This is a genomic window from Winogradskyella eckloniae, from assembly GCF_013249045.1.
In the GTDB taxonomy this organism is placed as follows: Bacteria; Bacteroidota; Bacteroidia; order Flavobacteriales; family Flavobacteriaceae; genus Winogradskyella; species Winogradskyella eckloniae.
Map to the genome: position 1 here is coordinate 30,556 of NZ_JABRWP010000012.1, position 24,883 is coordinate 55,438.

Annotated in this window: 19 protein-coding genes; 10 read left to right on the top strand and 9 right to left on the bottom strand. The window is 32.6% G+C overall.

Going from position 1 to position 24,883, the window contains the following annotated elements; all coding sequences use genetic code 11:
• Positions 1-68: 68 nt before the first annotated feature.
• Complete coding sequence (locus tag HNV08_RS15580) at positions 69-2,660, top strand: zinc-dependent metalloprotease (RefSeq protein WP_173282285.1); 2,592 nt, start codon at positions 69-71, stop codon at positions 2,658-2,660.
• 76 nt (positions 2,661-2,736) lie between these two features.
• Here HNV08_RS15580 and HNV08_RS15585 read toward each other — a convergent pair whose 3' ends face one another.
• From HNV08_RS15585 to prfB, 4 genes are all read right to left on the bottom strand, one after another.
• A complete protein-coding gene (locus HNV08_RS15585; protein ID WP_173282286.1) occupies positions 2,737-5,241 on the bottom strand; it encodes an outer membrane beta-barrel family protein in 2,505 nt (834 codons plus the stop codon).
• 134 nt (positions 5,242-5,375) lie between these two features.
• Positions 5,376-5,855, bottom strand: coding sequence for a hypothetical protein (locus tag HNV08_RS15590; RefSeq protein ID WP_173282287.1), 480 nt, complete (start codon positions 5,853-5,855; stop codon positions 5,376-5,378).
• Between the two features lie 10 nt (positions 5,856-5,865).
• A complete protein-coding gene (gene arsC, locus HNV08_RS15595) occupies positions 5,866-6,207 on the bottom strand; it encodes an arsenate reductase (glutaredoxin) (protein WP_173282288.1) in 342 nt (113 codons plus the stop codon).
• 19 nt (positions 6,208-6,226) lie between these two features.
• Positions 6,227-7,331 (bottom strand): peptide chain release factor 2 gene (prfB, locus tag HNV08_RS15600; RefSeq protein ID WP_173282289.1). Its coding sequence is split into 2 segments (ribosomal slippage): positions 6,227-7,267 and positions 7,269-7,331, totalling 1,104 coding nucleotides; the frame shifts between segments, so codons are not numbered across the junction.
• Between the two features lie 110 nt (positions 7,332-7,441).
• Between prfB and HNV08_RS15605 the strand changes: the two genes are divergently transcribed.
• Entirely contained in the window at positions 7,442-8,458 is a 1,017-nt protein-coding gene (locus HNV08_RS15605) for a threonine aldolase family protein (RefSeq protein ID WP_173282290.1), read from the top strand.
• An 83-nt stretch (positions 8,459-8,541) separates the two neighbouring features.
• On the opposite strand, the gene HNV08_RS15610 is transcribed toward HNV08_RS15605, so the two are convergent.
• Positions 8,542-8,865: a YbaB/EbfC family nucleoid-associated protein gene (locus HNV08_RS15610; protein WP_173282291.1), complete on the bottom strand. Its 324-nt coding sequence runs from the start codon at positions 8,863-8,865 to the stop codon at positions 8,542-8,544.
• A gap of 78 nt (positions 8,866-8,943) precedes the next feature.
• Between HNV08_RS15610 and HNV08_RS15615 the strand changes: the two genes are divergently transcribed.
• From HNV08_RS15615 to HNV08_RS15625, 3 genes are all read left to right on the top strand, one after another.
• Positions 8,944-11,007, top strand: a complete 2,064-nt coding sequence (locus tag HNV08_RS15615) for a S9 family peptidase (RefSeq protein WP_173282292.1) — start codon at positions 8,944-8,946, stop codon at positions 11,005-11,007.
• Between the two features lie 71 nt (positions 11,008-11,078).
• Positions 11,079-12,116 carry a PLP-dependent cysteine synthase family protein gene (locus HNV08_RS15620; RefSeq protein WP_173282293.1) on the top strand — a complete coding sequence of 346 codons (1,038 nt, stop codon included), beginning with the start codon at positions 11,079-11,081 and terminating at the stop codon, positions 12,114-12,116.
• A 217-nt stretch (positions 12,117-12,333) separates the two neighbouring features.
• Positions 12,334-13,593, top strand: a complete 1,260-nt coding sequence (locus HNV08_RS15625; RefSeq protein ID WP_173282294.1) for an aminotransferase class I/II-fold pyridoxal phosphate-dependent enzyme — start codon at positions 12,334-12,336, stop codon at positions 13,591-13,593.
• Between the two features lie 69 nt (positions 13,594-13,662).
• Here HNV08_RS15625 and HNV08_RS15630 read toward each other — a convergent pair whose 3' ends face one another.
• Both HNV08_RS15630 and HNV08_RS15635 read right to left on the bottom strand, forming a co-directional pair.
• Positions 13,663-14,781, bottom strand: a complete 1,119-nt coding sequence (locus tag HNV08_RS15630) for a GTP cyclohydrolase (RefSeq protein ID WP_173282295.1) — start codon at positions 14,779-14,781, stop codon at positions 13,663-13,665.
• 20 nt (positions 14,782-14,801) lie between these two features.
• Positions 14,802-15,773, bottom strand: a complete 972-nt coding sequence (locus tag HNV08_RS15635; protein WP_173282296.1) for a transporter — start codon at positions 15,771-15,773, stop codon at positions 14,802-14,804.
• A gap of 150 nt (positions 15,774-15,923) precedes the next feature.
• Here HNV08_RS15635 and HNV08_RS15640 point away from each other — a divergent pair, with 150 nt between their 5' ends.
• The 4 genes from HNV08_RS15640 to HNV08_RS15655 all read left to right on the top strand — a co-directional run bounded on the left by HNV08_RS15640 (position 15,924) and on the right by HNV08_RS15655 (position 21,680).
• Positions 15,924-16,196 carry a DUF4834 family protein gene (locus HNV08_RS15640; protein ID WP_173282297.1) on the top strand — a complete coding sequence of 91 codons (273 nt, stop codon included), beginning with the start codon at positions 15,924-15,926 and terminating at the stop codon, positions 16,194-16,196.
• A gap of 83 nt (positions 16,197-16,279) precedes the next feature.
• Positions 16,280-18,745: a YfhO family protein gene (locus tag HNV08_RS15645; protein ID WP_173282298.1), complete on the top strand. Its 2,466-nt coding sequence runs from the start codon at positions 16,280-16,282 to the stop codon at positions 18,743-18,745.
• A gap of 80 nt (positions 18,746-18,825) precedes the next feature.
• Positions 18,826-20,115 (top strand): glycosyltransferase family protein, encoded by a 1,290-nt coding sequence (locus HNV08_RS15650; protein WP_173282299.1) that lies wholly within the window; start codon positions 18,826-18,828, stop codon positions 20,113-20,115.
• A 101-nt stretch (positions 20,116-20,216) separates the two neighbouring features.
• On the top strand, positions 20,217-21,680 hold the full coding sequence (locus tag HNV08_RS15655; RefSeq protein ID WP_173282300.1) for a lipopolysaccharide biosynthesis protein: 1,464 nt from the start codon (positions 20,217-20,219) through the stop codon (positions 21,678-21,680).
• A 105-nt stretch (positions 21,681-21,785) separates the two neighbouring features.
• Here the strand turns inward: HNV08_RS15655 and HNV08_RS15660 are convergent, their stop codons facing one another.
• Positions 21,786-22,982, bottom strand: coding sequence for a hypothetical protein (locus HNV08_RS15660; RefSeq protein ID WP_173282301.1), 1,197 nt, complete (start codon positions 22,980-22,982; stop codon positions 21,786-21,788).
• Positions 22,983-23,162: 180 nt separating this feature from the next.
• Between HNV08_RS15660 and HNV08_RS15665 the strand changes: the two genes are divergently transcribed.
• Positions 23,163-24,224 (top strand): DUF3667 domain-containing protein, encoded by a 1,062-nt coding sequence (locus HNV08_RS15665; protein ID WP_173282302.1) that lies wholly within the window; start codon positions 23,163-23,165, stop codon positions 24,222-24,224.
• Here HNV08_RS15665 and HNV08_RS15670 read toward each other — a convergent pair.
• Positions 24,221-24,883: a hypothetical protein gene (locus HNV08_RS15670; protein ID WP_173282303.1), complete on the bottom strand. Its 663-nt coding sequence runs from the start codon at positions 24,881-24,883 to the stop codon at positions 24,221-24,223. The two genes, HNV08_RS15665 and HNV08_RS15670, sit on opposite strands and share 4 nt — an antisense overlap.

Below are 24,883 nucleotides of genomic sequence, written 5' to 3' on the forward strand. Positions count from 1 at the left end.
AAAAAATTAAATATTCATTTCTGATTAATTCTATATCTTGTTGAAATTCAAACTAATCAATTATAATCATGAGTATCAAAAGACGAACTGTCTATAGAATTTTTTCTATAGCCTTAGTTGTTGGAGCTTTTATGGCACCACAAAATGTAGAAGCCCAAAAGAAAAAGAAGAAGAAAAAAGATAAAACGGAAGCACCTGCGCCTAAACCTAAATCAAAAAAGAAATCAATTAAAGATCTTACTAAATCTAGTGAAAAGATTGATGGACTATTTACAATGTATCGCGATACAATAACTGGTGCATTGCAAATGGTAATTAGTGAAGAGCATTTAAATAAAGATTATATACATTTTAATCAGATCTCAAATGGTGTTGTAGATGCAGGTCGCTTTAGAGGTGCTTATGGAGGTTCTAAAATTTTTAGAGTAAAAAAGTTTTATAACAAAATAGAATTTGTGACTCAAAACACATCTTTTTATTTCGATCCAGAGAATGCGATTTCAAAATCTAAAGATGCCAATACAAGTGAAGGCATTATGGCAACGGTAAAAGTTGAAGCACATGATGAAAAGGAAGGGTTATATTTAATTAAAGCAGATGGCTTATTTTTAAAAGAAACATTATCACAGATAAAACCACCTCGATTTCCTGGCTCGAGTCCTATGGCTTTTAAGCTTGGAAACTTAGATAAAACGAAATCAAAAATAAATAGTATCAGAAACTATGAAGACAATACCAATCTAGAAGTTGAGTATGTATATTCTAGTCCTTCTGTATTAAATGGAGGCTCTCAAGCGGTAACTGATGGAAGAAACGTAAGTATTAAGGTCTTTCATAGTTTTATAGCGATGCCAGAAAATGATTATGAGCCATTAATAGATGATCCTAGAGTCGGTTATTTTACAACGCAAGTTAATGACCAGACGGCAACACATTCTACACCATATAAAGATTTAGTGCATCGCTGGAATTTAGTTAAAAAAGATCCTAATGCGGCAATTTCAGAACCTGTGAAGCCAATAACTTGGTGGATGGAGAATTCAACACCAATAGAATGGAGAGAAACTATTACTCAAGGCGTACTGGAGTGGAATAAAGCTTTTGAAAAAGCAGGATTTAAAAATGCTATGGTCGTAAAATTACAGCCAGATGATGCCGATTGGGACGCTGGAGATATTAATTACAATGTATTACGTTGGACCTCGTCTCCAAACCCACCTTTTGGAGGTTATGGACCAAGTTTTGTGAATCCTAGAACAGGAGAGATTATAGGTGCTGATATCATGCTAGAATATGTGCATTTTACCAACCGTGTGTTCTACGACCAGTTATTTGATCTCGCAAAAGCAGATGTAGAGTTTGATGCTTCAGACTATTTAAAAAAGAATAAGGTCTTATGTTCTTTTGGGCATGTAATGCATGAAAACACAATGTTTGGTCAGACTGTATTGGAAGCTGCTGGAAGTTCAGATATTGAAATGGAACGTATGAAAAAAGAGGCCATGTTAGCATTAATTATGCATGAAGTAGGCCATACCTTAGGATTGAATCATAATATGAAAGCGAGTCAGTTATTTTCGCCAGAGCAGCTAGCTGATAAAGATTTTATTGAAGGAAAATGTTTAACAGGTTCTGTTATGGATTATGCAGGTATAAACCTAACGAACAACAAAGCCAATCAAGGCCAGTTTTATGATACGTCTGTTGGACCATATGATGTTTGGGCTATTCAGTTTGGTTATACACCATTTAAAACAGAAGCAGAAAAAGTGGCTTTGCTAAACCGTTCTACAGAACCAGAATTAATTTTTGGTAACGATGCAGATGATATGCGTGCTCCTGGTAAGGCTATTGACCCAAGAGTAATGATTGGCGATTTATCTAATGACCAAATAGGGTATTCAATTAATAGAATAAAACTAGTGGACAGTATGATGAGTAACATAAAAGCCAAGTTTGCCAAAGAAGGAGAATCTTATCAAGAATTAAGACGTGCGTATTATATTTTGAGTAGTCAGCGTGCAACGGCAGTTAATGTTATTTCTAGATTTATTGGAGGTGTTTATGTAGAGCGTTCAATGATTGGTCAAGATGGTGGAAAGCAACCTTATACACCAGTTAGTTTGGTTGACCAAAAGCGAGCAATGAATGCTTTAAAGACCTATGCGTTTGCGCCAGATGCTTTTAATGCGCCAAACGATTTATATAATTATTTGGCACTGCAACGTAGAGGTTATAATTTCTTTAGAGGTCCTGAAGACCCAAAAATTCATTCGCAGGTATTAACGTATCAACGTAATGTATTACGACATATTTTGCATAGTAATACTTTGCAAAGAATCTCTGATAGTGAATTATACGGAAATAAGTATGCATTGTCAAAATATATGACAGATTTAAATGCTGCCATTTTTAAATCTGATATCTATGGTAACGTAAATTCTTTTAGACAAAATTTACAAATAGCTTATACAGATATGTTAATAGCAATGTTAACAGGTAAGCAAAGTAGTAGATATACTAATACAGCTAAATCCATGGCCTTGTATAATTTAAAACAAATTAGAAATATGGCTGCACCAAATGGAAATGTTTCTAGTAAAGCTCACAAACAACATTTACGTACATTAATAGATAATGCGCTTAAAGAAGTGAAATGATAATAAGGTATTAATAATAAAAAAGGTGCAAATATATATTTGCACCTTTTTTTATGGCCTTAAAGACGTCTTGCGTTTAGCCTTCAAAATCGATATCATCGCCTCCATCAGAATTTCTTCCAGAACGTTCACGTTTATTTAATTGTTGATTAAACCTGTAGGTAAATGATAAATTTATTTGTCTTTGGCGTCGTTGGTATTCGTTATAACGGCTAAAGAAATCTGTAGTTGTTGTTGCTACATATTTTCTAGAATTAAATAAATCTCTAACATTTAGAGCAATCGTAGCTTTGTTTTTAAGTAATTCCTTACTAAACGCTAAGTCTAAAGAAAAAATACCTTCTACATCAGTCTGAGCTTCTTGTCTTGGTCCTCTATAAAATGCACTAGTTTGCCAATCGATTGCTAGAGGTAGTGTTACTTTAGAACTAAAACGTGCAAACCAACTTGTGTTTTTAGCACTATAATCTATGCCGTTAAAATCGCCTTCAGTTTCAAACTGAAAGAAATTAAAACTAGTATTTAAGCGTAACCATTTTGCAGGACTATATAAAGCGCCAAGCTCTGTACCTATACGTATGTTTGAGGATAAGTTTATTGGTATGGTTCTAATAATATCAATACCATCTGTAGTTTGGGTACCAGTGTTTTCTTGAATTCTTTCAAAGGCATCAGTTTCATATTGATAATACACTGATGAGGTTAAGGTAAATTTCTCCCATCGTTTTAAATAGCCTAAATCAAAAGTACTAGAAAACGCAGGATTTAAATCTGGATTTCCTTGCCATATATTTGTTCTACTAGATCGTGAAGGAAATGGATTTATGTATCTGCCTCGCGGACGATTAATTCTACGATTAAATCCTAAAGTAATACTTTCTTCAATATCGGAGTCCGCTTTATTAAGATTATAAATTAAGTTTACTGTTGGAAATAGACCTAAATAATTTTTATCAAAATCTAATTCATCTTCATCGATAGCATCAGTGTGTGATTCTATTTTTCCTTTTAACTGCGTGTGTTCTAATCTTAAACCAAGTAAAAAGGAAAATTTACCAAATTTGGTTCCATATTGGCTATAAAGCGCATTGACGTTTTCTGTATAATCAAAAATGTTTGATACGTCTTCATTTAATAAAAATTCGCCTGTGGTAATATCTTCTTGTAATAATTCGTAATCTGTATTACTGTTTTTAAAATTTCCACGATAACCAGCTTCGAATCGAGAATGATCTCCTAAGGGTAAAACATAATCGGTTTGAAACAAATATTCCTTTTGCTTTTCATCTGTAAATTCTTGTTCTATTTGAAAAGCTTCAGGATCTGTTTGATCTGTGAATACATAGTCTTCATTTAAATAGGTGTAACCTTCTTCTTCGTCATTTTCATATTGAAAATCTATGGTCAGCTTATGATCTCTATCGTCTCCAAATTGTTTCTGATAATTAAGAGCAATTTGGTAGCCATTATCCTTTTCTGTTTCTCTTTCTCTTCTAAGTGTGTTTTCTACAATGACATTATTATTAATACGCTCACTTGCATTTAGTGCTACATCTGCGTCATTTCCAAAATTATAAAATAAACTTCCGGTTAGTGATGAAGATTCATTTAAAAAATACTCCATACCAAGATTCGTATTGTAATTTCTGCTTAAACGATCTTCGTCTTTACTTTCTATGATACGTCTATATTCGGGCTCTACGGTTACACCATTTTCTATATCATCAAAGTAGTCTACATCTATAAACGTGGTTCCTGGTGAATTAGAATAGCGCCAGCCAAAATTAGAAAACAGATTGTAGTTTTTTGTTCTATAATTTAATGCTGCTGATACACCTGCATTGTCTGGGTTACCCGCTGTTAAAGTTAAAGAGCCATTAAACCCTAAGGTTTCCTTTTGTCTTAATATAATATTTAATATGCCTGCTGTTCCCTCGGCATCATATCTGGCTGATGGTGATGTAATCACTTCTACGCGTTCTATTGCTTCTGCAGGTAATTGACTTAATACATTACTATCACCAAAACCTGCCATAGCAGAGGGTTTGCCATTAATTAGAATACGTACGTTTTCATTACCTCGTAAACTTATAGCACCTTCTACATCTACGGTTACCGAAGGTACGTTGTTAAGTGCATCACTTACAGTACCACCTGCTGTTGTTAAATCTTTACCAATGTTATAAACTTTTTTGTCTAGTTTAATTTCTACGGTTGTACGTTCGGCCACAACCATAACTTCATCTAAAGATTCTTCATCTAAGGCTAAGCTTATGGTGCCTAAATTAATATCACTTGTTAATGTTTTTTCAGGAAAAGTTTTTGTCTGATAGGAAATGTATTCTACTGAAATGACGTAAGTTCCGGATGGTACTTCTACTTTAAATTTACCTTTAGTGTCGGTAATTCCACCTGTAATAATTTTGTTGTCAGATTTTGTTTTAATAACAACGGTTGCATATTCTAAAGGAATATTGGAACCTTCTTCTACAACAATGCCCTCAATTTTTATATCTTTTTGTGCAAAAGAAAATGAGATGGTAAAAATTAAAAATAGAGAAGCGAAAAAACTTAATTTCATTACAAATGGTTAAAGGTTAAAGGTTAAAGTTACTTAGACTCGCAAAAATACCTTTAGTTCAATTGTAATAGGTTAATCTTTTGTTAAAGCAATTCTACAAAAAACCTAGTTGTCATTTTAAGGATCAATAACGGTTAGTCATTGTCCTCATTTTCACCCTTTTTACGTTTTTTCTTCTTGCGTTTCTTTTTCTTTTCTTTTACAACTTCTTTTTCATTAAAACCACCTTTGATCATGTCTTTGATTTTTTTCATATCATTTTCTGATATAAGTTCTTCTAAATCTTTGAAATGGGTGTTTTCTAGGTGTTCTACCGCATTTTTTCGGTCAATACTATGTTCATACTGCGTATTGAAAATGGCAATTTTAGCTTCAAAAAAACTTTGAATATTTTGTTTAATTATATGTTTTTGAAACTCATCACCTTCTAGAGTTGAAATGAAGTTATTGATGTATTCTTCTTTTCGTTCTTCTAATTCTCTTGCATGTTTTTCAAGTTGTTCTTTAGAAGGTTCGCTACTAGCTTGAGGAATTCTGTTTTGGTTAGATCGTCTTTGTGCATGTAAATTAAGACAGATTAACGTTGTGAAAATAAGTATTACAATATGTTTCATGCTATGCGTTTTAGATTATTTCATTGATCGCTTCTGCAGGTCTACCAATAACCGCTTTTTTGTCATTGACAACTATAGGTCTTTCTATAAGTTTAGGGTTTTTTACCATAGCTTCAATAATTGCTTTGTCAGTTAGAGATTTACCTTTGTAATTGGTTTTCCAAATGGCTTCGTTTTGTCTTACCAAATCAATTGGTTTAATGTCTAATTTAGCGATTATTATTTCTAAGGCTTCAGTTGTTAATGGATCGTCTAAATATTTAACAACTTCAAATTCTTTGTTAGAAGCTTCTAATAGTGCTACGCCTTGTCTCGATTTTGAGCATCTTGGGTTATGGTATATTTTAATCATCTTAGTTTGTTAATTACAATTATAATGCCGAATCTTCTTTTTGGCCCATTAGCATCAAATAGGCTTTTAAAAAGGGCTCTATATCGCCATCTAAAACAGCATCTACATTTCCGGTTTCATGAGCAGATCTTACATCTTTAATCAATTTATAAGGATGTAGTACGTAATTTCTAATTTGGCTTCCCCATTCAATCTTCATCTTACCAGCTTCAATATCGTCACGTTGCGCCATTTGTTTTTGCAATTCAATCTCATATAATTGAGATTTTAACATTTGCAAAGCGCGCGTTCTATTGTCTTGTTGAGAACGTGTCTCAGAACATTGAATTTGAATACCAGAAGGTTTGTGTCTCAATTGCACTTTGGTCTCCACTTTATTTACATTTTGTCCTCCTGCACCACTTGATCGTGCGGTTGTGATTTCAATATCAGCAGGATTAATGTCTATTTCAATAGAGTCATCTACTAAAGGATAGACATAGACCGAAGCAAAACTAGTATGACGTTTGGCATTGCTATCAAACGGAGAAATACGGACTAATCGATGTACACCATTTTCGCCTTTTAGCCAACCAAAAGCATATTCGCCTTCAATTTCTATAGTGACTGTTTTTATACCTGCAACATCGCCATCTTGTAAATTGAGTTCCTTAACCTTAAAGCCGCTTTTTTCTGCATACATAAGGTACATGCGCATTAACATACTTGCCCAATCACAAGATTCTGTACCACCTGCACCTGCAGTGATTTGTAAAACTGCACTTAAACTATCACCTTCTTCAGAAAGCATATTTTTAAATTCAAGTTTTTCAATAGCATTAACGGATTTTTCAAAACGTGCTTCTACATTTTCCATAGGAGCTTCGTCTTCTTTGTAGAATTCGTAAATGACTTCTAAATCTTCAAAAAGGGATTTGGCGTTATTATAATCATTGACCCAACTCTTTTTCTCTCGGATGGATTTCATAACCTTTTCGGCTGCTTTAGAATCATTCCAGAAATTAGGGTCGAAAGTTTGTTCTTCTTCGTTAGAGATTTCTATGAGCTTAGCATCTAAGTCAAAGATATTGTCTAAGTATGTCTAGACGGGAATTAAGATCTTTTATGTGATCTGATGTTATCATATATCATTGTTATTTCTACAAATATATACAGTGGATTTAAAGTGCCATAATTTTGAATTGTTTTTTTAGTTTTTCCGTAGTTTTATAGATTTAAATTAGAGATGTAAGCCATGATTATAGATTTAAGAAGTGATACAGTTACAAAACCATCAAAAGGCATGTTAGATGCTATGATGTCCGCGCAAGTTGGTGATGATGTTTTTAGAGAAGACCCAACGGTTAATGTATTAGAAGAACGTTTGGCTAAAATGTTTGGTAAGGAAAAGGCGTTGTTTTTCCCTTCGGGTAGTATGGCTAATCAAATTGCGATAAAATTACACACCAATCCTGGTGAGCAGGTGATTTGCGATAAGTATGCACATATCTATAATTATGAAGTTGGAGGTGTCGCTTTTCACAGTGGAGCTTCTTGTAAATTAATAGATGGTAATCGAGGTATGTTTACAGCAGAACATGTTGAAGAAGCCATTAATCCATCAGAATATTATTATAGTCAAACCAGTTTAGTGGAAGTTGAAAACACAACCAATAAAGGCGGAGGAGCTTGTTGGGATTTTACGGAGTTTGAAAGGATAAAGGACGTTTGTAAAAGCCATAATTTAGGTTTTCATATTGATGGTGCACGAATCTGGAATGCTATGGTGGCTAAAAATGAAACGGCCTTACAATATGGTTATACTTTTGATACTATTTCGGTTTGCCTAAGTAAAGGTTTAGGTTGTCCTGTGGGTTCCGTTTTAATTGGTGACGAGGAGATTATGAAACAATCTTTAAGCTTAAGAAAACTATTTGGTGGCAATATGAGACAAATAGGTTATTTGGCAGCAGCAGGTTTGTATGCTTTAGATAATAACATAGAACGCCTTGCGGACGACCATAAGCGTGCCAAGGAAATAGGAGAGGTGTTGGCTAAATTATCCATTATTAAAAAAATAGAACCTATTGAAACTAATATCGTAATTTTTGAATTAAACGATGATGTGGATGAAACGCAATTCCTAAACAATCTTAACGAAAAGAATATTAGAATTATAGGCATGGGAAGCAATAAACTGCGAATGGTCACACATTTGGATTATACTGACCAAATGCATAACAAGCTATTGGAAGTTTTAAAGGCTTTATAATAAGTATAAACCTTTAAAAAAATTACTATTTCCATAGTATTTTTAAAGGATAAGTTTTCCCCTTCAGGGAATTAAAGGGGCTTCTATTTAAACATATCCATACCAGGAATGTTTGGCATGCCTTCTTTTGCAACAGCAGCGACTTCAGTCTCGTGCACGTTAGTTGCTTTTTCTATGGCTTTGTTAAGTGTAAGGATTAAGTAATCTTCAAGCATATCTTTATCTTCAAGTAATTCATCTGCAATATCAATAGACTTAATAGTTCTATTCGCAGTGATGGTTACTTTTAATTTATTATCGTTACTTGCTTCGTCAATTAAAACGGTGTGTAAACGTTCTTTAGTTTCTTCAACTTTTTTCTGAGCTTCTTTTAATTTGCTCATCATTCCCATCATATCTCCAAACATATATTGTGTCTTTTAAATTTTTACGATGTAAAATTAGTAAATTGCGCGACTTTTTAGATTAAAATTTTCTTAAAACAAATGACAAAAATTTCAGATATAAATCCACCCATTGCCAAAAAGATTCCGCATCAATTAGAAAAGCATGGAGACGTGCGCGTTGATAATTATTTTTGGATGAAAGACAGAGAACATCCAGAAGTTATAGACTATCTCAATGCCGAAAATGCGTATTGTGACGCGAAAATGGCACATACCAAAACGTTTCAGAAGGATTTATTTGAAGAAATGAAAGCCAGAATAAAGGAGGATGATTCTTCTGTACCTTATAAATATAATGGCTATTGGTACATTACTAAATTCGAAAAAGGAAAAGACTACCCAATTTATACACGTAAAAAAGACAGTTTAGATCATCCTGAAGAACTGTTATTTGACTGTAATAAAATGGCAGAAGGGGAATCTTACTTTAAATTAGCAGGTATTAGTATAAGTCCAGATAATAAAAAAGTGTCCTACGGAATTGACAACACAGGACGACGTAATTATACTATTTACGTAAAGGATTTAAAAACACATCAAGTTGCAGACGATAGGATAGAAGGCACAACAGGTTCTTCAAGTTGGGCAAATGATAATGCTACGTTATTTTACACTAAGAAGGATGAGGTAACACTTAGAGCATTTCAAATTTACAAACACCGTTTAGGCGATACATCAGAAGACGAACTTGTTTTTGAAGAAGGCGATGATACGTTTGGCGCAGCGGTTTACAAATCTAAATCTAGAAAGTATATCATTATTGCTTGTTATAGCACATTGACAAATGAGTATCATATTTTAGATGCGGATAATCCTGAAGGGAAATTTCAAGTATTTCAACCAAGAATAAGAGGTTTAGAGTATAGTATTTCTCATTATAATGACCATTTCTATATATTAACCAATAAGGATAAGGCTACCAATTTTAAACTCATGAAAACTTTAGAAAGCCATACTAAAGTAGAACATTGGGAAGAGGTAATTGGACATAGAAAAGATGTGCTCCTTGAGAGTATTGATATCTTCAAAGATTATTTAGTGGTCAGTGAACGTAAAAACGGACTCAATGAGATTAGAATAAAGCGTTGGGATAATACAGAAGATTACTATTTGCCATTTGATAACGAAACGTATACAGCCTATACAGGCACCAATGTAGATTTTGATACTGAATTATTACGTTATGGTTACAATGCTATGACAACGCCTTCGTCGGTTATTGAATTTAATATGCGCACAAAAACCAAAACGGTTTTAAAAGAACAAGAAGTTTTAGATAAGAATTTTAATAAGGATAATTACATTTCAGAAAGAATATGGGCAACAGCAGAAGATGGCACTAAAATCCCAATGTCTGTTATTTATAAAAAGGGCATTAAAAAAGATGGTACTAATCCCTTATTACAATATGCCTACGGCAGTTATGGATCTACCGTAGACCCTTATTTTTCAACCATAAGATTAACCTTGTTAGATCGTGGATTTATTTATGTGATTACGCATATTAGAGGAGGTGAATATTTAGGACGCGATTGGTACGAGGACGGTAAGTTGCTTAACAAGAAAAATACATTTTCAGATTTTATAGCATGTTCTGTGCATTTAATTAAGGAACGTTATACATCTTCTAAGCATTTATATGCCATGGGAGGAAGTGCAGGTGGTTTATTAATGGGAGCTATAACTAATGAAGCGCCAGAATTGTATAATGGTGTTATTGCAGCTGTACCTTTTGTTGATGTGATTACAACCATGTTAGATGATTCAATTCCATTAACAACAGGTGAGTATGATGAATGGGGAAATCCTAATGATAAACTTTATTACGAATACATAAAGTCATATTCGCCATATGATAATGTCCAAGCTAAAGCCTATCCAAACATGTTAGTAACCACAGGTTTGCACGATTCGCAAGTGCAATATTGGGAGCCAGCAAAATGGGTAGCCAAACTTAGAGAACTGAAAACAGATACAAATCAATTATTTTTAAAAACGAATATGGAAGCTGGTCATGGAGGCGCTTCCGGACGATTTGAAAGCCTAAAAGAAGATGCAGAAGAGTTTGCATTCTTATTAGATTTAGAAGGAATTACGTCCTAGTTGAAAAAAAATGTTACCTTTGCGAGGTTTTAGGTGTCTAATAATAATGACTACTGAAAATTTTTCATTTTATGAACAACAACAAAAATGTATTTGATAATGTGTTACAACTTATAGGTAACACGCCTTTAATCAAATTAAATCGAATGACTGCTGACTTCAATGGAGACTATTATGCCAAAGTAGAAGCGTTTAATCCAGGTCATTCTTCAAAAGACAGAATCGCTTTACATATTATTGAAGAAGCAGAGCGTCAAGGAATTTTAACTCCAGGTGATACTATTATTGAGACCACTTCTGGTAATACAGGATTTAGTCTTGCCTTAGTAAGTATTATAAAAGGGTACAACTGTATATTAGCAGTGAGTTCTAAATCTTCGGCAGATAAAATAGATATGTTAAAATCTATGGGTGCAAAGGTCTATGTTTGTCCTGCACATGTAAAAGCTGATGATCCACGTTCGTATTACGAAGTTGCAAAACGTTTACACGAAGAGAATAAAGGTTCAATTTATATTAACCAATATTTTAATCAGTTAAATATAGATGCACATTATAATTCAACAGGTCCAGAAATTTGGAATCAAACCGATGGAAAAATTACGCATCTTGTAGCTTGTAGTGGAACAGGAGGAACTATTTCTGGTATTTCAAAGTACTTAAAGGAGCAAAATCCTAATGTTAAAATCATTGGTGTAGATGCTTATGGTTCTGTATTGAAAAAATACCACGAAACGCGTGAGTTTGATGAAAAAGAAATTTATCCTTACAGAATAGAAGGCTTAGGGAAAAATTTAATTCCTACGGCAACAGACTTTGATTTAATAGATAAGTTTGTTAAAGTAACCGATGAAGAAAGTGCGCATACAGCGAGAGAGGTTTCTAATACAGAAGGTCTTTTTGTTGGATATACAAGTGGTGCAGCAATGCAAGCAATTAAGCAATTAGAAGAAGAAGGAGAATTTAAACCAACAGACAAGATTGTAGTTATGTTTCCAGATCATGGATCGCGATATATGAGTAAAGTATATAACGATAAATGGATGGAAGACCAAGGATTTTTTGATTCGAAATCTGAAGTACAAGCAACAATTGAGTACGTAAAATAATAAAATACAATTTTAAAAAAGCCTATCATAAAAGTTATGATAGGCTTTTTTTATTTAAAACTATGTTAATAGTCAATAGTTAGAATAAATAAATTATGCAGTCATAATATTATTAAGTAATTTTGCAGATACTAACTATATTGAATTAACTAAAGTTGATGATGTGTTTATAAGCTTATTTTAACCATAGACGCATAATTGATAGCAATTTTAAAGCATGAAGGATTTATTTGAAAAGATTTATAGAGACAAAGGACCTCTTGGAAAATGGGCTGCACAAGCAGAAGGCTATTTCGTTTTTCCCAAATTAGAAGGTGAGATCTCTAATAGAATGAAATTTCAAGGTAAGGATGTAATTACATGGAGTATTAACGATTATTTAGGTTTAGCAAATCATCCTGAAGTCAGAAAAGTAGATGGAGAGGCAGGCGTTAAATATGGATCTGCTTATCCTATGGGAGCACGTATGATGTCTGGTCACACAGAATTACACGAGCAATTACAAAATGAACTGGCTGCCTTTGTTAGTAAAGAAGCGGCTTACCTATTAAATTTTGGATACCAAGGAATGGTTTCTACCATTGATGCCTTAGTAGCCAAAGATGATATTATTGTTTATGATGTAGATTCACACGCATGTATTATTGATGGTGTGCGTTTACATATGGGTAAACGATTTACCTATAAACATAACGATATTGAAAGTTTAGAAAAAAACCTTGAGCGTGCTTCTAAAATGGCAGAGCAAACAGGAGGAGGTATTTTGGTTATCTCTGAAGGTGTGTTTGGTATGAGAGGTGAGCAAGGCCGTTTAAAAGAGATTGTAGCGCTAAAGAAGAAGTTTAATTTTAGATTTTTTGTAGATGACGCTCATGGGTTTGGTACACTTGGTGCAACAGGCGCAGGAGCAGGTGAGGAGCAAGGTGTGCAAGATGATATCGATGTGTATTTTGCTACTTTTGCTAAGTCTATGGCAAGTACAGGAGCTTTTATTGCTGCAGATCAAGAAATTATTGACTATTTAAAGTATAATTTACGTTCTCAAATGTTCGCTAAGTCTTTACAAATGCAACTTGTTGTAGGTGCATTAAAGCGTTTAGATATGTTGCGTACAATGCCAGAATTAAAGACAAAATTATGGACAATAGTTAATGCTTTACAATCGGGATTAAAAGATCGTGGGTTTGATATTGGTACAACACAAAGTTGTGTAACACCTGTATACTTAAAAGGAAGTATTCCGGAAGCCATGGCTTTAGTACGTGATCTACGAGAAAATTACGGAATCTTCTGTTCTATAGTAGTTTATCCTGTAATACCTAAAGGATTAATTTTATTAAGAATGATTCCTACATCAACTCATACATTAGAGGATGTTAAGGAAACTTTAGATGCTTTTGAAGCGATAAGAAGTCGACTTGAAAACGGAACTTACAAAAGAATGTCTGCGGCTCTAATTGCAGCTATGGGAGAATAACTTTTTTAAGTTTTTATAAAATAAAACGGTCATTACAACTTTGTAATGACCGTTTTATTTTGGAGTATGCTAAATGGCTTTTTTAAACGTTTTTCGCCTAGCGTAGACCTTTGGATCAAAATGTTTCCATATTTGCTTTATGGCATAATTGTCTTCTAATTCTGGCGTTCTGTAGCAGGTTTCAATGCCTTTTGCCTTAAAGGTTTCATAATATTCATTAAATATCACGGCATGTACACCTTTGTTTTGATAATCTGGATGAATACCTATTAAATAAAAGATAACATCTTTACTGTTCTTTTTAGCTTTAAGAATATGCGTAAATCCAAATGGAAATAATTTACCATTAGTTTTTTGAATGGCATCTGCAAATCTTGGCATTACAATAGCAAATCCAATAAGTTTATCGGATTCATCGGTAACAAATTTTATGTATTCGGGATTTATAAAGCTTATAAACTTCTTTTTAAAATAGTCCTTTTGAATATCCGTAATTTCTACAAATGAAGATAACGAAGCATAACTTTCATTAAATAAATCAAACATGCGGTCAGCATAAGGCATAACTTCTTTAGTTGTAGTTAACTGAAGCGCTTTAATCTTATATCTACGCTTTATAAGTTCTTGTGCCTTTTTAAAGAATTCAGGTTTTACATTAGAAAACGGAAATTTACTCTCCGAGTATTCTTTTTCAATTTGTAAATTATATGATTTATAATGCTTTATATAATACGGATGGTTGTACCAAGTAATCATTGTTGCAATATGATCAAATCCTTCGGTCATTACACCAACTTTATCTAAGTTAGAAAACCCAACAGGTCCTTCCATATAACTAAGTTGATGCTCTTTACCAATAGCTTCAACGGTATCTAAAAGCATTTTGCTAACGTCTAGGTCGTCAATAAAATCAAACCATCCGAAGCGCATTTTTTTTATATTCTGCTTTTTTACTTCTAGCCAATTAATAATAGCAGCTATTCTACCGACAATTTCTCCTTCTTTGTATGCTAAGAAAAAACGTGCATCAGCATCTTTAAAAATAGGGTTTTTGTCCTTGTTAAAGGTTTCTAATTCTTGTTTAATAATTGGTGGTACCCAATATTTTGAATTTTTATATAGAGAAAAAGGAAATGTAACAAATGCTTTTAAATCCTTTTTTGATGTGGCTTCTTTTATTGTAATCATGTAGTTAGGAAAACTGTTGGTTAAGAATCAAAATCTTCTTCTTTTTTCTTGTTCTTTTTCTTTTTGTTTTTTCTCATTTTTCCGTTTCCATCTTTTGCAGAATTGCCATTGTCTATTTTTTTGTCTTTATGGAAATCCAAGCGGTAAGAGGCTCCAAAAGCAATATTAAAAACAGTTGGTGTATCTTTTGTGTTAAATGCGATATTAGCATCTAGCTGAAAATCACGTGTCCAAAGATAAGCACCTCCAAATCTAAAAATGTTATCTGCATAAAAATCGCTTTGAATGCCCTGTGTTTCTCCAAAAACAACCCATTGCGGTGTAAATGAATGTGTTAAGGTTAGAATGTATGAAAAATCAGATTGATCTGTTCCAATTCTATCTTTTATTAAGTTCATTACAAAAACCCAACCACCATTAAAATTGTTTTGCGTTGCAATCATTATTTTAGGACTAATTCCTTCTATTCCAAAATCGGTGTATGGATTGCGTTCAGAGTCAAAATTCGCGCCAGCATAAATAGAGACTGCCGGTATTAAAGATTTCCAATTGAATTTTCTATTGGCATGATAGCTATAGAGATTTGGTTTAGCTTCTTCTGCATTTTTATAGGGATCGTAGACTAAATATTTCGCACCAATTGTAAAGTGTTTAAAATTAGATCGAGAATCTTCATCAGGTACTAATCCGTTATAATCAGTAAATGTATCATTTTGATAGATGCCATCTAGAGATAATTCTAATTGTTCAAACAATAGTCCGTATCGCAATGCAAAATCTAACCCAAATCCAGAAACCTCATAATTTCTTAAGGCATGTTCTTCTTTTACTGTATAAGCACCAGCTTCAAATTGTACAATACCTGTACCTACTGAAAATGCACTTTTGGAAACACCTGGTCGATTAGAATTTATTACTTCTGTATATTGAGCATGAGCAAAATGACATGCAAATGCAGTTAATACTATAAGGGTAGATTTGAGTATTCTCATGTTATATAGGATTTAAAACCGTTCTGTTTGTTGAAGATTTGAGTCAAATATATAGATTTTATACTTTTTTTAAGGAATAATAACGTAATATAAATACTGATAATTGTATTTTTGAATAATAATAAATTTTACTTACAAGAAGCTTAGTCCATGGGATTACTCAGAACTATATTAATTATTTTATTGGTTTACTTCGGTTTTAAAATTTTAGCGAGACTTTTTGCGCCTTTATTAGTGCGATTTGTGGCTAAAAAAGCGGAGCAAAAATTTGGACAACAATTTGGTGGATTCCAAAACCCAAACCAACAACGCGAACAACAAAAGCAAAGAGAAGGCGAAACAGTCATTGATAAAATGCCAAATCGTAATACCTCTTCTAAAGAAAAAGTAGGAGAGTATATAGATTACGAAGAAATAGATTAACGCATTCATTTCGGTTAAAGAATTTTAAATTTCTTTCGAAAAAAATATTTACTTTTCAAAATCGTTCAACTTAAAGCATTCTCATGTCATTTTCTATAAAACGTTTTTTGCCTCATGTACTTGTATTAATAGGGTTTGTTGTAATATCATTAGCTTATTTTAGTCCTGTTTTACAAGGCAAAAAAATTAATCAAAGTGATATAATGCATTATATTGGTATGGCTCAGCAACAAAAGGAGTTTGCCAAAACCACAGGAGAGGAAACCTATTGGACCAATAGTGCATTTGGAGGAATGCCAACGTATCAATTAGGCGCAAAATATCCACATAATTATATTAAAAAATTAGATTTAGCCTTACGCTTTTTACCAAGACCAGCCGATTATCTATTCTTATATTTTATTGGTTTTTATGGCTTGCTATTAGCATTAAAGGTTGATTTTAAACTCGCAGCACTTGGAGCTTTGACGTTTGGATTTTCAACGTATCTCATTATAATACTTGGTGTTGGTCATAACTCTAAAGCACATGCTATTGCTTATATGCCTTTGGTGTTGGCCGGAATTGTACTTGCCTTTAGAAAGAAATATATACTTGGTTTTTTACTCACAACGATTGCCTTAGGTTTAGAAATTGTTGCCAATCATTTACAGATGACCTACTATCTATTATTATTGGTTCTAGTTTTAGGATTGGCTTATTTAATAGATGCCATTAGAAAAAAAGAGTTGCCACATTTTTTTAAATCCGTTGGTTTATTAACTGTTGCTGCTGTTTTAGCTGTTGGACTTAATGCCACAGGTATTATGGCTACACAAGAGTATGCAAAGGAAAGCTCACGTGGACAGAGCGATTTAACTATAAATGCAGATGGTTCAGCAAAAGAAGTAACAACAGGTTTAGATAGGGATTATATTACCGAATATAGTTATGGGATTTTAGAAAGTTTTAATCTCTTTATCCCAAAGTTTATGGGAGGAGGGAATTACGAAAATGTAGGTAAAGATTCTAACACCTATGAGGCTTACATCAATTTAGGAGCTTCGCCAATAGAAGCTTTAGATGCCTCAAGAAATGCACCTATGTATTGGGGAAATCAACCCATTGTAGAGGCTCCTGCTTATGTTGGTGCTGTCATCATATTTTTATTTGTACTTGGTTTGTTTTTAGTTAAAGGTCGCTTAAAATGGTGGCTTGTAGGCGGAACCATTTTGTCATTGTTGTTGTCTTATGGTAAAAACCTTGGATTCTTAACAGATTTCTTTATCGATTATGTGCCATTTTATAATAAGTTTAGAGCCGTAAGCTCTATACAAGTGATCTTAGAATTATGTATTCCGGTTTTAGGAATTTTTGCTTTGTCTAGATTATTTAATGATTTTCAAAAAGATGAAGACAAATTTAAAGCATTGTATTATTCTGTAGGTATTACAGCAGGTTTGTCTTTGATATTTTTGTTGTTTAAATCGGTATTGTTTGATTTTGAAGGATTAAGAGATGATCAATATATTGGTGCATACGGACAAGGGTTTATAGATGCTATTATTGAAGATAGAAAAGCGCTTATGGCAACAGATACCATTAGAACCTTAATTTTAGTCTTACTGTCTGCCGGAACACTATTTTTCTTCTTAAAAAAGAAATTATCAGAACCCATAGTGGTTGTTGTTTTTGCTGTATTAATTCTTTTCGATTTGGTTTCTGTTGATAAAAAATATGTGAATAATGATGATTTTGTTTCAGCGATAAAAGTAGATCAACCTTATCAACCTAACCAAGCAGACAAAGAAATATTAAAAGATAAGAGCCATTTTAGAGTGATGGATATGTCTACTGATGGACAAAGAATGCCAGGAAAAGCGGCCTATTATCATAATTCATTAATGGGTTATAGTGCCGCAAAGTTAGGACGCGTAGAGGAGTTGTTAGATTTTCATGTGTATAAAAATAACATGAATGTTCTCAATATGCTTAACACTAAATACATTATTGCAGAAGAACAAGGTCAAATTTTTCCGTATACTAATACAGAAGCAAATGGTAATGCTTGGTTTATCTCAAAAATTAAAGTGGTTGAAGATGCAAATCAAGAAATTTTGGCTTTAGATAGTTTAAATACTAAGACAGAAGCCGTAATGAGTAGGTCTGTATTTAAAGCATTTACGAGTACTTTACATGCTACACAAGCTAATACAATTAAAGAATTTGTTTATAAATTAGATTCAACTTCTGTGATTAACCTAGAAACGTTTCAACCTAATTATTTAAAATATAATAGTAATAATAATAACGATGGATTCGCAGTTTTTTCCGAAATCTATTACAAGCATGGTTGGAATGCTTATTTAGATGGTGAATTAACAGATTATCAAAACGTAAATTATGTTTTAAGAGGTTTAAAAATTCCAAAAGGAAAACACACCATAGAATTTAAGTTTGAACCACAAGTTGTTGCCACAGGCAGTAAAATAGCATTGGCTAGTTCTACTATTTTGGGTATTTTGTTGCTTTTAGGTATATTCTATTCCTTCAAAAATAAGAACGACTAATTGTTATCATTCCTGTATAGACAGGAAACTGCATTTAGATGACTAGTTAATAGATTGCTGCCTTAGCAGGAATGACAGACATGAACAAAAACAAAATACTCATAATAACCTATTATTGGCCACCAGCAGGAGGACCTGGTGTGCAACGTTGGTTAAAATTTGTAAAATACCTACCAGAGTTTGGCATTGAGCCGATTGTTTATTGTCCTGAAAACCCAAATTATCCAATATTAGATGAGAGTTTGGTTAATGAAGTTTCAGAGAATATTACCATTCTAAAACAGCCTATTAGTGAGCCTTATGGTTGGGCAAGTTTGTTCTCTAAAGGCAAGTCAAATAAAATAAGTTCAGGCGTTATTCCTAAACCAAAAAAACAAACTATTGTTGAAAAAGCTATGCTTTATGTGCGAGGGAATTTTTTTATTCCTGATGCTCGAAAAAACTGGATAAAGCCTTCGGTAGAATTTTTGGCTCAATATATAAAAGAGCACAGCATTTCAACTATAATAACCACAGGACCACCACATAGTTTACATATAATTGGTTTACAATTAAAAACTAATTTGAGTGTAAAATGGTTTGCAGATTTTAGAGATCCTTGGACGACAATTGGCTATCATAAAGATTTAAAACTCACAGCTTCTTCAAAAGCGAAACATGTAGAGTTGGAGCAAAATGTTTTAAATACCGCAGACCATATTATTGTGACAAGTCATCATACTAAAAACGAGTTTCAAACCAAAACAAAACAGCCGATTACGGTAATAACAAATGGCTATGATAAACATAATAATAGCATAGAAGGGAAGGATGACAAATTTACGCTTTCTCATATAGGCTCATTATTATCTGAAAGAAATCCGCTGGTTTTATGGGAAACACTTTCAGAATTAATTGAAGAAAATACAGAATTTTCAGACGTGTTTAGGTTACAATTAATTGGTGTGGTGAGCGATGATGTAGTTGAATCTATTCATCAATTTGGGTTAAAAAATCATTTAGATGTCGTAGGTTATGTGAGTCATGATGACGCCATAAAGTTTCAAATGAAATCGCAATTATTGTTATTAATAGAAATTGATTCTGAAGACACCAAAGCGATCATTGCAGGTAAAGTTTTTGAATATCTTATTGCTGAAACTCCAATATTAGCATTAGGTCCTAAAGATGCTGATGTTGAAAAAATTATCACTACAACCAACACAGGTACCTATTTTAATTACAATCAAAAAGCGGAATTAAAATCGCAATTATTGACGTATTTTGAAGCATTTCAGAATAAAACATTAAAGGTAAATGCTATTGGCTTACAGCCATACAGCAGAAAAGCACTAACAGAAAAGTTAAGTCAACTTATAAAAGATAACTGATTTTCTCATCGAAAGTCTGAGATTGTGTCTTTGAAGGGATTTTTATTGTTTTTAAAAAACAGTATACAATTTGAACTTTTATAGTCGTATTTTGCCTCACTATGGGAATCGTATTAAATCAATCATTTAAAAACACAATTACCACCTACTTGGGCTTTGGTATTGGCGCGATTAATACGCTTTTTCTTTACACTAATTTTTTAACAGACGACTACTATGGTTTGGTGGCTTTTTTACTGTCTGCAGCTAATATTATGATGCCATTTATGGCATTTGGTGTTCATAATGCTATTGTAAAATTCTATTCAACGTTTAAATCTAAACATAGCATTAACAGTTTTCTTACATTGATGTTATTTCTTCCTGTTCTGTTTATTATTCCTGTGGGATGCATAGGTTATTTTGCTTATGATACTATTGTCAATTGGCTTTCTAACGAAAATCAAATCGTAGAAAATTATGTATGGCATATTTTTATTTTAGCCATCTCTATGGCCTATTTCGAAATCTTTTTTGCGTGGACTAAAGTGCAAATGCAAACGGTATTTGGAAATTTAATGAAAGAGATTTTTCATAGAGTGTGCATTATGCTTTTGTTGTTGGCAGTCTATTTTGGTTGGCTAACTATAGATAATTTTATTGTGGCACTCGTTGCTGTATACGTTATTAGAATGTTGATAATGAAATTGTATGCCTATTCGGTTAGATTTCCGAAGTTGAAATTCCAAAAATTAGAGAATCAATTTTCTATTTTAAAATATGCTGCATTAATGATAATTGCAGGTTCTGTTGCTACGCTTATTTTAGATATCGATAAATTTATGATTGGTTTAATGTTGCCAGATATTGAGCAAGTTGCGTATTATAGTGTTGCTATTTTTATTGCTACTGTCATTGCGGTTCCGCAACGTGCTATGCATCAAATTATGCTACCCTTGTCTGCAAAATATCTTAATGAGAATGATCATGTGGCATTAGAAGATTTGTACAAACGGAGCTCCATGACACTTTTAGTGGTCAGTGGGTTTATATTTTTATTAATTATTTTAAATATTAATGAACTGTACGAAATTCTTCCGGAGAAATTTACAGGAGGACTTTTTGTAGTTATAATTGTGAGTCTTGCCAAATTATATGATAATGGTTTAGGTAATAATAATGCCATATTATTTAATAGTGATTATTACAGAATGGTCTTGTTTTTTGGAGTGTTATTGGCTATAATGGCGATTTTGCTTAATGCATTTTTTATACCTATATATGGCATTGAAGGTTCTGCATTGGCTACATTTTTAGCCGTGTTTATTTATAATACTGTGAAAATTATTTTTGTAAAGCAGAAGTTTAATATGTTGCCCTTTACTAATGGTACGCTTAAGATTGCGATGATATTAATTGTATTAACTGTAGGATTTTATTTTTGGGATTTTCCATTTCAACCTGTGGTAAATATTTTATTAAAATCTATAAGTGTTTGCTTAGTATATGTAATTCTTATTTATCATCTCAATGTGTCTAAGGATATTACTGAGCAGATAAGAAAATATTTAAGAATAAATTCTTAGAGGTTTTTAGGATTCTATAACTTAAATCTGTAACATAAGAATGTCCCGAAAGGTGCAATTAAGCATACATCATTCGGGACATCCAACCAACCAAAAATATTATTTTTATCCTCTAGATCGTCTTGTACTTGTCTTTGTAGAAGCTTTTTTATTGCTTTGTCTACTTGTATTAGATCTTGTTGTGTTACTAGATCTAGTCGTACTTGTTCTAGGTTTACTTGTAACTGTTCGTTTATTAGACACAGCGTTGTTGCTTCTGGTCACTTTATTTGTGCTTCTTACTGTTCTATTTGTTGTCGCGTTACTATTACGTGTTGTCCTTGTAGGTACTTTTGTCTGTGTTGTAGTACGCGTGTTTATAGTTCTATTAGTACCAGTTGAACCTGTTGTTCTCACTCTGCTAGTCGTAGACGTTCTTGTTTGAGATCGCGTTGGCGTTGCATTTTCAGAAACTTTTCTGGTTCTCGTTTGTGTTGTACTATTTCTATTAGATCTTATCGTTCCAGTTTCATTTAAACGTGTCGCTCTTGTTGATGCAATTGTTTTGTTTTGACGTTGTACGCGAGTTCTAATATTTCTTTCTGCTCTATTTCTAGGTGTTTGTGCATAACTACGTATATTTCTTGTAGAATTAGCACGTCTTGTAACATGACCGTTGTTTCTTCTTACAATGTTGTAATGTCTTACATTATTAGTGTATGGTCTGTAATAGATATGTCTTACAGGTGAGTAAAATTGTCTATAAGGATTTACATGTACGATACAGAAATTAACATGAGGTATAGCATAAAATCTGTGCCATGGTCTGTATACATAAGCTCTGTTATATGTATTAATAAAACCGTCATATCTCCAATACACATTGTTTCTGTAATAGATGTTTAAACCTCCAATTCTATTTATTCTACCATTACCGTTGTAGTTAATGAAAATGTTTCCTATTTGATTAACACGTCCATAATAATCATAATATATAGGTGTGTTTTCTATTTGAATAATAGCACCATACTCATCATACTGAATATATGGATTGTAGTTGTATCCTGAATTGAAACTTAAACTGAATCCTGGAGTATCGATATCAACATCTACATTTGGTCCGTAATTTGGCATGTAAAAATCAAACTGACCATCTGCAAATACTGAAAATTCAATTCCTGCTTCAGTAAATATGAAAGACTTACCATAACCTCTCACATAGTTGTTAATTGAAGCTTCCGCTTCTGATGTTGTGTTAGTTGTTGCGAATGCAGTTGTGCTGATAGCGACTAAAGCTGCAAATAAATATAGTATTCGTTTCATAATAAATGGGTTTTAAATTAAACTCGTAAAGTAGTAAACAAACAGCGTGCCAAAATATTTAAATAACTGATTGTTAATGGTTTGATGTGATTTGTTTAGTCTAGTTTTTTTGTTTAAGTAACTTTCTTGATTTCTATTCTATAGAATTTTACTATTTTTAAAATTGATTCACTTATCGATATGAAAACCAACCAACAGAATTGTAAAAATTGCGAAGAACCTTTTGAGAAAGGTTTTCAATTTTGTCCGCATTGTGGACAAAAAACAAACGACGAATTAACCATTGGCGTTTTATTTTACAATACGATAAGTAATTATTTTTCATTTGATGCTCGCTTTTTAAAAAGCTTTATTCCTTTATTATTTAAACCTGGATATCTTGCTAAGGCGTTTATAAAAGGGAAGCGACTCTTGTATCTTCATCCTGCTCAGATGTATTTGTTTATTTCTGTTGTTTTCTTTTTTATATTTTCTTTTACGGTTAGAACACAAACTGAGCAACTAAACGAAGAATTAAAGAAAACATTAGATAATGGAAATGGTGTAATAGTTGATGCTTTAGAGGATAAGAAATTAGATTCGTTAGAACGCATAAAAATTAGAGAAACCTTAATTGAAAATCAGTTTTATACGAGGATGACAGATCGTGAAATTGATTCTATTGTTTCCTTAGAAAACTTACCTAAAAAAACGGATATTTCATTTGGCTTTAATGAGGCTCAAATAGATTCTTTAATTACTGTAAAAGTATCGGATTCTGAAATATATGAATCCATGGGTTTAAAAGAAGACGATGGTTGGCTTAAAAGAAAAATGTATGCTCAGGCACTAAAGTTTTATAAAGCTAGAGATGGTGGTAATATATTGCATGCATTTTACGATACTATACCAATTGCTCTGTTCTTTTTATTACCAATATTTGCATTTATCATTAAGTTACTTTATTTCAAAAAAGGACGTTATGCACATCATTTGGTGTTCAGTTTTTACTTTTTCTCTTATCTGTTTACGGTTTTCAGTATTATTTTTGGTTTAAATTTAATTTGGGATATTCCAGATTGGATAGACTGGCTTGTGGCCTTGTCTACATTCATTTACTTAATGATAGCCTTAAAACAATTTTACGGTCAAGGTTGGTTTGTAAGCTGGTTTAAATGTAGTGTAGCCACCTTCACATTTATGGCAATAGTATTACCAACATCTGTGGTTATAATACTGTTTTATGCCTTTTTGTTTTATTAATTGATGGCACCAGCATGCCAAATAGGTACGTTTAAAAATTTACTTATAATTTCGGCATCAATTATAATTGATTTTAAATTACCATGATCTACAACGTTTTTTCTAGAGCAATCATTTAGTACTAAGTTAAGCTCAAAACTTTTGTAAGATCCTTTGTCGCTTTTTACATGCTCGCCAATAATTTGTAGAGCAATTATAGTATTTAATGGAATATATTTTTTAGTAGTATCCTTTTTTATTTTGTGAATATCAATAGTATAAGCCTTATAATAAATTCCTAATTGTTTATCAAAAACACGAGGTTTATAAAAACTATAAAACAGAAAACTTCCCGCAGCAAAAAATATAAGACCAAAAAGTAATAAAAACCAATTTAAGGATTCTATTTCAGTTGTTGTTTTAAAGAATTGAAACAAGCCAAAGAATAAACATCCAAGACCAACAGCAAAAAATAAGAAACTAAAGATTGCTGCACCAATAGATGGTTTGTATAATAATTTAGAACTTGATTTTTCTACGAGTACGTTCGTTTTAAAATTTGAACCACCACGTTTCAATGGTGCTGTAGACACTTTAGATTTTACATCAATAAGGTTTGTCTGAAATGCATCTTCTCTAAAATCGATATAGACGTCCTCAAAATTATGACCTAATTCCAT